This window comes from Pseudomonas sp. R1-18 (genome assembly GCF_051132095.1).
Classification (GTDB): domain Bacteria; phylum Pseudomonadota; class Gammaproteobacteria; order Pseudomonadales; family Pseudomonadaceae; genus Aquipseudomonas.
The window spans coordinates 637,253-650,672 of the sequence record NZ_CP071658.1; the positions used below are offsets into that span (position 1 = coordinate 637,253).

Genomic DNA, 13,420 nt, shown 5'->3' on the forward strand with positions numbered 1-13,420 from the left:
CGTTTGTTCCGCCGCCCTCGCCAGCAAGACGGATCGCCGCCCGCTGCCTCCCTCAGGGTTGCAGCACGGCAAACTATACGAGCCAACTGTCTTTCATCACTTTCGGATGAGTCAGGCTTCAGGGCTAAGGCGGGTTTCAGCGGGTCGCCTGGTAGAGACTCACATCCCGAAACTCATGGGGCTCGGCCAGGTCCGGCAAGGTATGGGCATGCAGTATTGCAATCCGCTGGTAAGCCGGGTGTCTGAAGTCGCGAACCCGGGAGTCGGCCACCAGCGCCTGCCGGCCCCGGCTGAGGAAATGATCGAGCAGCGGAAGGTTGGCTCGGTCGTAAAGCACATCAGCGACCAGGATCAGGTCGAAACGGTCGGCCTCGGAAAAGAAGTCAGCCGAGTAACCAAGCTCCACTTCATTCAACTGGGCATTGGCCCTGCAAGCGGCAATCGCCAATGGATCCAGATCACAAACCACCACCTCCAGCGCACCGGCCCTGCGTGCAGCGATGCCGGCGACTCCCGAACCGGCACCGAAATCCAGCACCCGCTTGCCTTTGACCCATTGCGGCTGCTCGGCCAGAAACCGGGCCAAGGCCAGTCCACTTGCCCAGCAGAAGCCCCAGTACGGAGGCTCGTCCAGAATGCGCCGGGTTTCGTCGGGACTGAAAGCGCGGTCCATGTTCACCGCGTCGATCAACCACAGCTTCAGATCTGTGCCCGGCAGACTGGTAACCGCCAGGCGGGCGTCGCCGAGCAGCTCACTGAGCGGCTGCTGAAGCTGTGGTGGAGCAGTCATGGTGCGGTGACGAACTGCAACGGGCCCAGCGCCTGAGTCGTGGCCTGCTGAATGCGCATTGAAGGCAGATGCAGAATCAACTGGCCGGACTTGATGGCCCGACCCCGCAGCTCGACCTGTCCGGCAGCCGGGAATGCTTCCGGGTTGAAGCGCAGCTGGAAAGGCAACGATTGCCCGTTGCTCTGCAGGGTGGTGCTGGTAAGCAGCTTTTGCGGGCGGCCACGTTCATCGACTACCAGCATCGCCATTTCCACCTCGGCGCCTGCCGGTATTCCTAGCAACTGGCCGCTGATTTCCCGCTGGTAGGGCAGCAAAGGGCCCGGGCCGGCAGGCACCTGTAACACCGGCGCGGCAGGTTTGGCAGGCGCCGGCGGCGGGGTGTCATTGCTGCTACAGGCGGCCAGCAAACCGGCCAGACCAAGCAAAACAAGGGGGCGTAGCGTCATGAGAGCTCCACAATACAAAAAACGAAAGGCTGATTGACGCTGGGAATTCAGTATTTATCAGGCTCTGGCGATTTCACACCGCTTCGGTGCGGGTGTATATACCGTAAACCTCAAGTGTTGTCTTGCCGGCGGGATGCGCTACCATGACGCTCCTCATTTTTTGTTGCCTGCCAAACCATGCACTGTCCCTTCTGCGGTGCCAATGACACCAAAGTCATCGACTCCCGCCTTGTCGCCGAAGGCGAACAGGTTCGTCGTCGTCGCGAATGCCTGGCCTGCGTCGAGCGTTTCACCACGTTCGAAACCGCCGAGCTGGTCTTGCCCCGCCTGATCAAACAGGACGGCAGCCGTCAGCCGTTCGACGAAGAAAAACTGCGCGCCGGCATGCAGCGCGCGCTGGAAAAGCGCCCGGTGAGTGTCGAGCGTCTGGAAGCGGCATTGGTCCACATCAAGCACAAGCTGCGGGCAACCGGCGAGCGGGAAGTGAAATCCCTGGTCGTTGGCGAACTGGTCATGGCCGAGCTGCAAAAGCTCGACGAAGTGGCTTATATCCGCTTCGCTTCGGTTTATCGCCGCTTTCAGGATCTCAACGAATTTCGTGAAGAGATCGAGCGTCTGGCCCGTGAGCCGGGCAAGGAATGAACAACCACCCGCTGACCGAGCAAGGCGCACTCGACGTTCATTACATGGCGCGGGCGCTGGAGCTTGCGCGCAAGGGGCTTTATTCCGCTCATCCCAATCCGCGGGTCGGTTGCGTGATCGTGCGCGACGGGCAGATCGTCGGCGAGGGCTGGCACGCGCGGGCGGGCGAGCCCCATGCCGAAGTCCACGCATTACGTCAGGCGGGTGAAAAGGCGCGTGGCGCCACGGCTTACGTCACCCTTGAACCTTGCAGTCATCACGGTCGCACGCCGCCTTGCGCCGATGCGTTGATCAGCGCCGGCCTTGGACGTGTCGTCGCCGCCATGCAGGACCCCAATCCGCAAGTCGCCGGGCGCGGTCTGTTGCGGCTGATGAGCGCCGGGATCGTTACCCAGAGCGGCGTGCTGGAGGCCGAAGCCCGGGCGTTGAACAAGGGCTTCCTCAAGCGCATGGAAAAAGGCCTGCCCTACGTGCGGGTCAAGCTGGCGATGAGTCTTGACGGTCGCACGGCGATGGCCAGCGGCGAAAGCCAGTGGATCACCGGTCCGGATGCGCGCTCCGCGGTGCAGCGCCTGCGGGCACAATCGAGTGTCGTGCTGACCGGTGCCGACACAGTGCTGGCCGACAAGGCACGACTGACAGTCCGCCCCGATGAGCTCGGCCTGAATGCCGAGCTGACCGCGTTGGCAGCCATGCGCCCTCCATTGCGGGTGCTGATCGACGGCCGTCTGCGAGTGCCGCTCGATGCACCGTTTTTCCAGGCCGGGCCCGCGCTGATCGCGACTCAGGCGGCGGCATCGGCCCGCAGCCGATATGACGAAGACGGCCACGAACTGCTGGCGCTGGCCGATAGCTACGGCCACGTTGACCTGCATAAGCTGTTGCTCGAACTCGCCGCCCGCGGCGTCAACGAGGTGCTGGTTGAAGCGGGTCCGCGTCTGGCTGGCGCCTTCACGCGGCTGGGGCTGGTGGATGAGTTTCAGATATTCATCGCCGGCAAGTTCCTCGGTTCCTCCGCGCGGCCGTTGCTCGATCTGCCGTTGGCGCAAATGAACGAGGCGCTGGAACTCGATATCGTAGAAATGCGCGCCGTGGGCAATGACTGGCGAGTCATCGCTCTCCCTGTCCGCGCGCCCGGCGTATAATTCCCCGCTTTCGCCTCGCGCGCAGGCTTTGTTCTCCCGGAGGACCCATGTTTACCGGCATCATCGAATCCATCGGCAGCATCCGCGCCCTGACCCCGAAAGGCGGCGACGTCCGCGTTCACGTGGCCACCGGCAAACTCGATCTGGGTGACGTCAAGCTCGGCGACAGCATTGCAGTCAATGGCGTGTGCCTGACCGCCGTCGAGCTTCCCGGCGATGGCTTCTGGGCCGACGTCAGCCGCGAGACGCTGAACGTTACCGCGTTCGTCGACCTCAAGGTCGGCAGCCGGGTCAACCTTGAGAAAGCCCTGACGCCGACTACACGATTGGGCGGCCATCTGGTCAGTGGCCACGTCGACGGGGTCGGTGAAATCCTGTCCCGCGAAGAGAACGCCCGCGCGATCCAGTTCCGGGTGCGCGCCCCGCGCGAACTGGCCAAGTACATTTCGCATAAAGGTTCGATCACCGTCGATGGCACCAGCCTGACCGTGAACGCAGTCAATGGTGCCGAGTTCGAGCTGACCATCGTGCCGCACACGCTGGCCGAAACCATCATGGCCGACTACCGACCGGGCCGTAAGGTCAATCTGGAAGTGGATCTGCTGGCGCGTTATCTGGAGCGTCTGCTGATGGGTGACAAGGCCGCAGAGCCGACGCAGGGCGGCATCACCGAAAGTTTTCTGGCCGAGAACGGCTACCTCAAATCCTGAATTGAAGGGGGTGCCGAGTGGCGCTCAACACGATCGAAGAACTGGTTGAAGACATTCGCCAGGGCAAGATGGTCATCCTGATGGACGACGAAGACCGCGAGAACGAAGGCGACCTGATCATGGCCGCCGAATGCGTCAAGGCCGAGCACATCAACTTCATGGCGCGCTACGCCCGCGGCCTGATCTGCATGCCGATGACTCGCGAGCGCTGCGAAACCCTCAAACTGCCGCTGATGGCGCCGCGCAACGGTTCCGGTTTCGGCACCAAGTTCACCGTGTCCATCGAAGCCGCGGAAGGCGTGACCACCGGCATCTCCGCAGCCGATCGCGCGCGCACCGTTCAGGCTGCCGCCGCCAAAGACGCCAGAGCCGAAGACATCGTCAGTCCTGGCCACATTTTCCCGCTGATGGCTCAGGCTGGCGGTACATTGGCTCGCGCCGGCCACACCGAAGCGGCTTGCGATCTTGCACGCATGGCCGGTTTCGAGCCTAGCGGAGTGATCTGCGAAGTGATGAACGACGACGGCACCATGTCCCGTCGCGCCGAACTCGAAGCTTTCGCGCTCGAACACAACATCAAGATCGGCACCATTGCAGACCTGATCCACTACCGGATGATCCATGAACGTACCGTTCAGCGGATTGCCGAGCAGCCGCTGGATAGCGAACTGGGTCGTTTCAACCTGGTCACCTACCGCGATTCGGTCGAGGGCGACGTGCATCTGGCGCTGACACTTGGCACCATTCGTGCCGAAGAGCCGACGCTGGTCCGGGTGCACAACATGGACCCGCTGCGCGATCTGCTGATGGTCAATCAGCCGGGGCGCTGGAGCCTGCGAGCCGCGATGACCGCGGTTTCCAAGGCTGGCAGCGGTGTCGTGCTGCTGCTCGGCCATCCGCTTGATGGCGACGTGCTGCTGGCTCATATTCGCGAAACCGCCGGCCAGTTGCCGATCAAGACGCCGACCACCTACAGCACCGTGGGCGCTGGTTCGCAGATCCTCCGTGACCTTGGCGTACGCAAGATGCGGCTGATGAGTTCGCCGATGAAGTTCAATGCGATATCCGGTTTCGATCTGGAAGTTGTAGAATACGTGCCCTCCGAATAAATACCGGCAGGAAAGGCCATGCGAGCGCCGAGGTTTTCGCATCGCCTGACCTGGCAGTCCGATTCGTGGCCTAAACTCCCTCAAAGTCCGCCGAACGGCGGGCTTGCTCTTTAATACGAGACTCACCCGAATGACCTTGAAGACCATCGAAGGTACTTTCATCGCCCCCCAAGGCCGCTACGCCCTGGTAGTTGGCCGTTTCAACAGCTTCGTCGTGGAAAGCCTGGTAAGCGGTGCGGTTGATGCCCTCGTTCGCCACGGCGTCAACGAAAGCGACATCACCATCATCCGCGCACCGGGTGCGTTCGAACTTCCGTTGGTTGTGCAGAAAGTAGCCGAGCGCAAGGAGTTCGCGGCCATCGTGGCCCTGGGCGCGGTCATTCGTGGCGGCACCCCGCATTTCGAATACGTTGCCGGCGAGTGCGTCAAAGGCATTTCCCAAGTTGCAATGCAGTTCGGCGTTCCGGTTGCATTCGGCGTCCTGACGGTCGACTCGATCGAGCAGGCTATCGAGCGTTCCGGCACCAAGGCCGGCAACAAAGGCGCTGAAGCTGCCTTGTCCGCTGTTGAAATGGTCAGTCTGCTGTCGCAGCTGGAGGCCAAGTGATTTCCGACGATAGCGATCAGTTCAACCCACGCGACGCCAAATCGCCCGAGGCCGCCAAAGGCAAGAGCGCCAAGCGCCGTGAAGCCCGCCAGCTGGCGACCCAGGCTTTGTACCAGTGGCACATGGCGGGTCACTCGCTGAATGAAATCGAGGCGCAGTTTCGCGTCGACAACGATTTCAGCAACGTCGACGGTGCCTACTTCCGTGAACTGCTGCACGGCGTAGCCACCAACAAGACCGAGATCGACGTCGCACTGGCGCCTTGCCTGGACCTGACCATCGATGAGCTGGACCCGGTCGAGCTGGCGGTACTGCGTCTGTCCACGTTCGAACTGCTCAAGCGCATCGACGTGCCTTACCGCGTCGTGATCAACGAAGGCATCGAGCTGGCGAAGGTCTACGGTTCCACCGACGGCCACAAGTTCGTCAACGGCGTACTCGACAAGCTGGCACCGCGTCTGCGCGAAGTCGAAGTGAAGGCTTACAAGCGCTGATCCGCGCTTGTCCTTGCCATGGGTGAGTTCGAGCTGATCCGCAATTACTTCGCCGCCGCGCCTTGTGCGCAGGCTGGCGGAGAGGTTGCCCTGGGCATCGGTGATGACTGCGCACTGCTGGCGATAGCGCCAGGCGAGCAACTGGCGGTTTCCACCGACACACTGGTTGCCAGCGTGCATTTTCCTGCCGTTTGCGACCCATTCCTGCTGGCCCAGCGTGCGCTGGCCGTTTCCACCAGTGATCTGGCGGCCATGGGCGCTCGTCCCATCGGCTTTACCCTCGCATTGACACTTCCTCAGGTCGACGCTGACTGGCTGCAGGCGTTTGCCCGCGGCTTGAACCAGATGGCGCAGAGCTGCGAAATGCGACTGATCGGTGGCGACACCACGCGTGGTCCGCTGAGCCTGACGCTCACTGTCTTCGGAGCGGTACCGGCCGGGCTGGCTCTGACTCGCAGTGGTGCGCGGGAAGGCGACCTGCTGTGCGTCGGTGGCGATGTGGGCGACGGCGCGGGCGCGTTGGCGCTGGTACTGGCGCAGCGTGATGCCGAACCAGCGGTCGCCGAATATCTTCTTGTTCGCTACTGGGCTCCGCAACCTCAGCTGGCGCTAGGCCAAAGCCTGCTTGGCAAGGCTACCGCCGCGCTGGATATCTCTGACGGCTTGCTGGCGGACTGTGGCCATATCGCGACGGCGTCGAATGTTCGGTTGCTCATCGAGCGGGACAAGCTGCCCCTGTCAAAACAGCTACTGACGTTGTTTGGGTTGGAGGCCGCCCAGCAGGCCGCGCTCAGCGGCGGCGACGATTACGTGCTGGCGTTCACACTCCCACCCGAAGCGCTGCCGGAACTGCTCGAAGCGGGTTGGCCGGTGCGCGTCATTGGACGGGCGGTAGCCGGGCAGGGCGTTGCGCTGGTGGATGCACAGGGTGGTGATGTCACGCCAGCCATCAAGGGTTACCAGCATTTCGGGGTGACGGGCTGAATCGGCCCGGAGCATCCATCGATTTTCGCGATAGGAATGCTCCATAATTCAGCCGGAGCGTCTGTAGGACCTGCTGTTACACTGTTACAATGTTGTCCTTGCGAATTTCCAGCCTTCAAAATCATCAGGAGCACACGGTGCCCGTCGTATTTGTCGCCGCTTCCAAGCTGCCTACGCCTTTTGCCCAATTCACCATGCACGGCTTCCTTGAGTCCGCAACCGGACGCGAGCACGTTGTCTTGAGCCTGGGTGATGTCGCAGATGGCGCTCCCGTTCTCGGTCGCGTGCATTCCGAATGCCTGACAGGCGATGCCCTGTTCAGCCAGCGCTGCGATTGCGGCTCCCAGCTTGAAGCAGCTCTGCGCGCCATCGCTACGGAAGGGCGAGGCGTTCTGCTTTATCTGCGTCAGGAAGGTCGTGGCATCGGCCTGATGAACAAGATCCGCGCGTATGAGTTGCAGGACGGCGGTGCCGATACCGTAGAGGCCAATGAGCGTCTGGGTTTCGCGGCGGACCAGCGCGACTATGCGATCTGCCTGCCAATGTTGCAGCATCTGGGCGTCGAGTCACTGCGCCTGATGACCAACAACCCGCGCAAGGTCAAAGCGCTCACAGATATGGGCATCAAGGTTGCGGAGCGAGTACCACTGCACACCGGCCAGAATCCGCACAACAAGCTGTATCTGGCAACCAAGGCCGGAAAGCTCGGGCACATGATGGGCAACGAGCACCAGAGCGAAGTCGACCCGGTATAACCTGTACCGGGTCCGGCGCCGCCTTGGCAGCGGCGCCTTGCATTCAGCCGATCAACACCAGGCGCTCGTTGATCGCCGCTTCGATACCGGCAGCATCCAGCCCGCATTCGGCCAGCATCTGCGCTGGTTTGGCGTGTTCGACGTAAACATCCGGCAAGCCCAGGTGCAGCACCGACTTGAGGATATTTTCCCGTGCCAGGAATTCGCTGACGGCCGCACCAGCACCGCCCATGATGGCGTTCTCTTCGATGGTGACCAGCAGCTCGTGACTGGCGGCGGCATCGCGCACCAGCGCTTCATCAAGCGGTTTGACGAAACGCATGTCGATGACCGTCGCATCCAGTTTCTCGGCAACAGCCAGGGCCTCGGTCAACTGCACGCCGAAGACCAGCATCGCAACTCCCTGGCCTTGCCGACGCAGGATACCTTTGCCGATTTCCAGTGGATCGAGGCTTTCGTCGATTGTCGCATTCGGGCCGGTGCCGCGCGGGTAGCGCACGGCCGCAGGGCCGGCATGCAGGTAGCCGGTACTGAGCATCTTGCGCAGCTCGTTCTCATCGCTCGGGGTCATGATGACCATGCCGGGGATGCAGCGCAGGTAAGACAGATCGAAGCTGCCAGCGTGCGTCGGGCCGTCTTCGCCGACCAGACCTGCGCGGTCGATGGCGAACAGCACGTCGAGGTTCTGCACCGCGACGTCATGAACCAACTGATCGTAGCCGCGTTGCAGGAACGTGGAATAGATTGCCACCACTGGCTTGCTGCCTTCACAGGCCATGCCCGCTGCCAGCGTGACCGCGTGCTGCTCGGCGATAGCTACATCGAAATAGCGCGTCGGGAAGCGTTCGCTGAACGCCACCAGATCCGAGCCTTCTTTCATCGCCGGAGTAATGCCCACCAGGCGGGAATCGGCATTGGCCATGTCGCACAACCACTCTCCGAACACCGCGGAGTACTTCGGGCCAGCGGCTTTTTTCGGCACGGCGACCGGTGCATCGAGGGGTTCGAGCTTGGTGATGGCGTGATAACCGATCGGATCGACTTCCGCAGGCGCGAAGCCTTTGCCCTTTTTGGTCACTACATGCAGGAACTGCGGACCTTTGAGGTCACGCATGTTGCGCAGGGTAGCGATCAGGGTCGGCAGGTCATGGCCGTCGATAGGGCCGATGTAGTTCCAGCCCAGTTCCTCGAACAGCGTGCCGGGAACCAGCATGCCCTTGGCGTATTCCTCGGTGCGCCGGGCGATTTCCCACGCGCCGGGCAGACGAGACAGCACTTTCTTGCTGCCTTCACGCATGCTGCTGTAGGTGCGGCTGGAGAGAATCTTGGCCAGGTAGTTCGAAAGCCCGCCGACGTTGCGCGAGATCGACATGTCGTTGTCGTTGAGAATCACCAGCATGTCGGCGGCGACTTCCGGCGCGTGGTTCAGCGCCTCGAAAGCCATGCCGGCGGTGAGCGCGCCGTCGCCGATGACAGCGATGGATTTGCGCTCGCTGCCTTGCAGGCGTGCGGCTATTGCCATGCCGAGCGCGGCACTGATCGATGTGCTGGAATGGCCGACGCCGAAGGTGTCGTACTCGCTTTCACTGCGGCGCGGGAAGGCGGCAACGCCGTCCTTCTGGCGCAGGGTCGGCATGCGCTCACGGCGCCCGGTCAGAATCTTGTGCGGATAGGCTTGATGGCCCACATCCCACACCAGGCGATCGTCCGGTGTATCGAACACGTAATGCAGAGCGATGGTCAGTTCGATGACGCCAAGGCCTGCACCGAAATGCCCTCCAGTCTGGCCAACGGAGTAAAGGAGTTCCAGGCGCAGTTCATCGGCCAGGGTTTCCAGCTCGGCTTCGCCCAGGCGGCGCAGCCCGTCCGGCGTGGCAGCGCGGTCGAGCAGCGGCGTAGTCGGGCGCTCGCGGGGGATCTCTTTGAACGTCGTGGGCATCAGGCGAATCGTTATGAGTAAAAGAGGCGGCAGTTTACCTTATGCATCGCAAGCTGCCCATGAACCGCGTCAGTACATGCGCGGTGTGCATTCGTAACCGGTTGAGACAGGATGAATCCCGGTTGATTCATCCTGTCTCCTGCAGCCGGTCGCAATCAGTTGCGCCGGTTGACGATGTAGCGTGCCAGTTCCCGTAACGGCTCGGCTGCATCATCGAAGGCGCTCAACGCTTCAAGGGCTTGATCGCGCAGCTCCAGCGCATAGGCTTTGGCGGCGTCCAGGCCCAGCAGGGCTGGGTAAGTCGGCTTGTCGCGGGCAATGTCTGCGCCTTGGCGTTTACCAAGGGTCGCGGTATCGCTTTCCACGTCGAGAATATCGTCCTGAACCTGGAAGGCCAGACCGACCGCGCGAGCGTAAATCTGCAGCGCATCAAGCTGGCTCTGATCTGCCCGACCGCTGGCCAGTGCACCAAGGCGCACGCTGGCTTCGATCAGCGCGCCGGTCTTGTGCCGATGCATGTATTCGAGCGCGGTCTGATCGAGTTTCAGACCCACCGATCCCAGATCGATAGCCTGACCGCCGACCATACCGGCCGGCCCGGCGGCCTGCGCCAGCGCGCGAACCATCGACAGGCGGGTTTCGGCATCGCGCGAGGTCAGCGTCGGATCGAGCAGGGCGGTAAATGCCAGGCTCTGAAGGCCGTCGCCCGCGAGAATCGCGCAGGCCTCATCGAACGCCTTGTGGGTGGTCGGCTGACCACGGCGCAGATCGTCGTCGTCCATGGCTGGCAGATCGTCATGCACCAGCGAGTAGGCATGAATGAGTTCAACCGCGCAGGCCGCGCCGTTGGCGTCCTCGGCGGCTCCGCCCAGCGCTTCGCACGCAGCATACGCCAGCAATGGGCGCACACGCTTGCCGCCATTCATCACGCTGTAGCGCATAGCGTCATAAAGACGGTCGAGTTCCGGCCCTGGTGCCGCAAACAGACCTTCGAGCGCTGTGTTCACGCGGTTCTGGCTTTGAGCCTGGTAGCTCGCGATCATTCGGGTTGTTCCGCATCAAAAGGCTCTTCAGCCAGTTCGCCATCGCGCTCCAGCAGCACCTGAACCTTCTGCTCGGCCTGCGCCAGTGCGTTCTGGCAATCGCGGGTCAGGCGTACACCTTGCTCAAAAGCGGTCAGCGAGTCTTCCAGTGACAGCTCGCCGTTCTCCAGACGCTCCACAAGCGTTTGCAGATCAGCGAGAGACTGTTCGAAATCCAGTGCAGCTTTCTTGCGGGCCATGAGGGCAATTCCGGTAGAGACTAAACCGCGCGACACTAGCAGAGCCCAGCCTGCGGGGCAAACTACGGCTAGAGTTGCGCTGCTGCTTCGAAGCCTGCCTGCAGGTCGGCAATCAGGTCATCCGGGCTCTCCAGGCCGATCTGCAAACGCAGCATGGGGCCGTATCGATTGGCGACGCCATGGAATTCCACTTCACTGATCAAGCTCTCGAAGCCGCCCCAAGAATAGCCGATTCCGAACAGTTTCAAGGCACCGACGAACCGGTCCAGCACTTCACGTTCGGCTGTCTTGAATTCGAAACTGAGCATGCCGTTGCAGCCATGGAAGTCGCGCTTCCATATCGCGTGTCCCGGGTCGCTCGGCAGCGCTGGATATAACACTTGCGCCACCTGCTCGTGTGCTTGTAGCCACTGGGCCACCTGCATCGCATGGCGCTCGTGCATCGCCATGCGGGCTGCAAGACTGCGCGCGCCGCGCAGCACCAGATAAGCGTCGTCCGGACTTACGGTATTGCCAACCGCGGTGTTCATGGTCTTGAGCGCTGGCCAATGCGCCTCGGTGGTGCTGACGCTGCCCATCATCACGTCCGAATGGCCGGCGACGTACTTGGTCAGTGCCATCAGCGAGACATCCGCGCCCAGCTCCAGCGGCTTGAACAGTACGCCCGAGCCCCAGGAGTTATCCACAGCCAGCAGCAGGCCTCGTGCCTTGCACAGTCGGGAAAGGGCAGGCAGATCGCACATGGCGTAAGTCAGTGAACCCGGTACTTCAGCGTAGATCATGCGCGTGTTGGGTTTGATCAACGCTTCGACATTGCTGCCATCCGCGGCATAGAAATCGAATTCGATGGCAAAGGCCGTCAGCATCGTCCGCGCCAATCGCCGCACCGGACCGTAGACGGACTCGGTCAGCAGCACATGGTCGCCTGGGCGCAGAAACGCCTGAAACATCTGCGCTACCGCCGCCAGCCCCGTTGGATACAGACAGGTCCCGTGGGCGCTTTCCAGCTCGGAGATCAGATCCTGCAGCGCGAAGGCGGTGGGGTTGCCATTGGCGCCGTAGGTCAGCGACCGTTCCGGGCCCGCAGTTCGCGCTTCTGCCTGGCGCAAGCTCTCCAGGCTGTCGAACAGCACGGTGCTGAGCCGTACCACCGGCGGGTTGACCGACAGACCCGGTCCGCTGCTCGCGGCCCGGCCACGTTGTGACAGTACGGTGTGGGCGCGGGGATCTTTGTCTTGCATAAAAAATCTGTTTCCAAAGGCGTACGGATCAGCAAGCGTAAGGGATATGAGCGAGGATTACTCCTGCGTTGTGTTCATGGCGTAAAACTCATGCAACTTGGCTTGCAGCATTTGCTTGTCCGGCAGTCGGGTCTGGTATTCGGCGATCAGCGCGGGCGACAGTGAGCGGTTGAGGGCATATTCGACAACCTCGTCGTCCTTGCTGGCGCACAGCAACACGCCAATGGCCGGGCTTTCGTGAGGTTTGCGCTCGGTCTGGTCCAGTGCTTCCAGATAGAAATTGAGTTTGCCCAGATACTCCGGCTCGAAGCGGCCGACCTTGAGTTCGATGGCAACCAGGCAGTTAAGCTCGCGATGGAAGAACAGCAGGTCGAGCGCGAAATCCCGGCCCCCGACCTGCAGCGGATATTCCGAACCCACAAAACAGAAGTCCCGCCCCAGCTCGATCAGGAACTCCCTGAGCCGATCCAACAGGCCACGGTGCAGATCGGCTTCAGCGTGGCCAGCGGGCAGGTCCAGAAACTCCACCATGTACGCGTCGCGGAATATCTCCAATGCGGACGGCTGAGTTTGCTTCAGCAGTGCGGAGGCTTTCGCTGGCTGGGTGACGCTGCGCTCGAATAGAGCGGCTTTGAACTGGCGCTCCAGTTCGCGGCTCGACCATTTTTCCTGAATCGCCATGCGCAAGTAAAACTCGCGCTCTTCCGAGCGTCTGCTTTGCCCGAAGATGATCAGGTGATGCGTCCATGGCAATTGTGTCAGCACTGCTGACACTTTCTCGTCGTCACGATAAGTCTCGTAGAACTGACGCATGCGGAACAGATTGCGGCGGGTAAACCCGCGCAGCCCCGGCTGCGTCCGAGCAAGATGCTCGGCCAACTGGCTGACGACCGCATCGCCCCATTCGGCTTTCTCGATCTTGCGGCTGATGTAGCCGCCGACCTGCCAGTACAACTCGATCAGGTGTGTATTGACCGCTTGCACGGCCCGTTGCCGCGCGCCATGGATCAGCGCAATCACTTCATCGAAACGCTCATTCGCGGGTGGTCGAGACGTGTCGGGCGTGTTCATACCGAACCCTCCCAAATGGCCAGCAGGCCCGCCGATAGTAGAAGCGCGTTGGCATTTCGGGAATGGAACATGGGGCACGTCCTTGGCAGAAAAGAGGTGGCCATTTTACCGATTACAGTCCGCGTCCAGGCCGGTAAATATGTACCGCATATGAAGCTGTGTCCCCCGCAACCAATGACAAAAACGTCCCTGAATCCGGCACTGC

Annotated in this window: 15 protein-coding genes; 8 read left to right on the plus strand and 7 right to left on the minus strand. The window is 61.8% G+C overall.

What is annotated here, in order from left to right; all coding sequences use genetic code 11:
• Nucleotides 1-136 precede the first annotated feature (136 nt).
• Together J3P77_RS02910 and J3P77_RS02915 are read right to left on the minus strand one after the other, a co-directional pair.
• The gene (locus J3P77_RS02910) at nt 137-790 is read right to left on the minus strand and encodes a class I SAM-dependent methyltransferase (RefSeq protein WP_434679450.1); all 654 of its coding nucleotides are present in this window, start codon (nt 788-790) and stop codon (nt 137-139) included.
• On the minus strand, nt 787-1,236 hold the full coding sequence (locus tag J3P77_RS02915; RefSeq protein ID WP_434679452.1) for a hypothetical protein: 450 nt from the start codon (nt 1,234-1,236) through the stop codon (nt 787-789). Before J3P77_RS02915 ends, J3P77_RS02910 begins: the two co-directional genes overlap by 4 nt.
• Before the next feature lie 177 nt (nt 1,237-1,413).
• On the opposite strand from J3P77_RS02915, the gene nrdR reads away from it, so the two are divergent.
• The 8 genes from nrdR to ribA all read left to right on the plus strand — a co-directional run bounded on the left by nrdR (nt 1,414) and on the right by ribA (nt 7,682).
• Nucleotides 1,414-1,878 carry a transcriptional regulator NrdR gene (gene nrdR, locus J3P77_RS02920; protein WP_434679453.1) on the plus strand — a complete coding sequence of 155 codons (465 nt, stop codon included), beginning with the start codon at nt 1,414-1,416 and terminating at the stop codon, nt 1,876-1,878.
• Nucleotides 1,875-3,023 carry a bifunctional diaminohydroxyphosphoribosylaminopyrimidine deaminase/5-amino-6-(5-phosphoribosylamino)uracil reductase RibD gene (ribD, locus tag J3P77_RS02925; protein WP_434679455.1) on the plus strand — a complete coding sequence of 383 codons (1,149 nt, stop codon included), beginning with the start codon at nt 1,875-1,877 and terminating at the stop codon, nt 3,021-3,023. Before nrdR ends, ribD begins: the two co-directional genes overlap by 4 nt.
• Nucleotides 3,024-3,070: 47 nt before the next feature.
• On the plus strand, nt 3,071-3,733 hold the full coding sequence (locus tag J3P77_RS02930; RefSeq protein WP_434679457.1) for a riboflavin synthase: 663 nt from the start codon (nt 3,071-3,073) through the stop codon (nt 3,731-3,733).
• 17 nt (nt 3,734-3,750) lie between these two features.
• On the plus strand, nt 3,751-4,842 hold the full coding sequence (gene ribBA / locus J3P77_RS02935; protein WP_434679458.1) for a bifunctional 3,4-dihydroxy-2-butanone-4-phosphate synthase/GTP cyclohydrolase II: 1,092 nt from the start codon (nt 3,751-3,753) through the stop codon (nt 4,840-4,842).
• A gap of 130 nt (nt 4,843-4,972) precedes the next feature.
• Complete coding sequence (ribH, locus tag J3P77_RS02940; RefSeq protein WP_434679460.1) at nt 4,973-5,449, plus strand: 6,7-dimethyl-8-ribityllumazine synthase; 477 nt, start codon at nt 4,973-4,975, stop codon at nt 5,447-5,449.
• Nucleotides 5,446-5,943: a transcription antitermination factor NusB gene (gene nusB / locus J3P77_RS02945; RefSeq protein WP_434679462.1), complete on the plus strand. Its 498-nt coding sequence runs from the start codon at nt 5,446-5,448 to the stop codon at nt 5,941-5,943. The genes ribH and nusB overlap by 4 nt, the downstream gene beginning before the upstream one ends.
• Before the next feature lie 18 nt (nt 5,944-5,961).
• On the plus strand, nt 5,962-6,927 hold the full coding sequence (gene thiL / locus J3P77_RS02950; protein ID WP_434679463.1) for a thiamine-phosphate kinase: 966 nt from the start codon (nt 5,962-5,964) through the stop codon (nt 6,925-6,927).
• A 137-nt stretch (nt 6,928-7,064) separates the two neighbouring features.
• A complete protein-coding gene (gene ribA / locus J3P77_RS02955) occupies nt 7,065-7,682 on the plus strand; it encodes a GTP cyclohydrolase II (RefSeq protein ID WP_434679464.1) in 618 nt (205 codons plus the stop codon).
• 43 nt (nt 7,683-7,725) lie between these two features.
• On the opposite strand, the gene dxs is transcribed toward ribA, so the two are convergent.
• From dxs to J3P77_RS02980, 5 genes are all read right to left on the minus strand, one after another.
• A complete protein-coding gene (dxs, locus tag J3P77_RS02960; protein ID WP_434679466.1) occupies nt 7,726-9,621 on the minus strand; it encodes a 1-deoxy-D-xylulose-5-phosphate synthase in 1,896 nt (631 codons plus the stop codon).
• 155 nt (nt 9,622-9,776) lie between these two features.
• Nucleotides 9,777-10,664, minus strand: coding sequence for a (2E,6E)-farnesyl diphosphate synthase (ispA, locus tag J3P77_RS02965; RefSeq protein ID WP_434679467.1), 888 nt, complete (start codon nt 10,662-10,664; stop codon nt 9,777-9,779).
• A complete protein-coding gene (locus J3P77_RS02970; protein WP_434679468.1) occupies nt 10,661-10,903 on the minus strand; it encodes an exodeoxyribonuclease VII small subunit in 243 nt (80 codons plus the stop codon). The genes ispA and J3P77_RS02970 overlap by 4 nt, the downstream gene beginning before the upstream one ends.
• A gap of 68 nt (nt 10,904-10,971) precedes the next feature.
• Entirely contained in the window at nt 10,972-12,144 is a 1,173-nt protein-coding gene (gene metC, locus J3P77_RS02975) for a cystathionine beta-lyase (protein WP_434679469.1), read from the minus strand.
• A gap of 57 nt (nt 12,145-12,201) precedes the next feature.
• Nucleotides 12,202-13,215 (minus strand): PDDEXK nuclease domain-containing protein, encoded by a 1,014-nt coding sequence (locus J3P77_RS02980; RefSeq protein ID WP_434679470.1) that lies wholly within the window; start codon nt 13,213-13,215, stop codon nt 12,202-12,204.
• Nucleotides 13,216-13,420 lie beyond the last annotated feature (205 nt).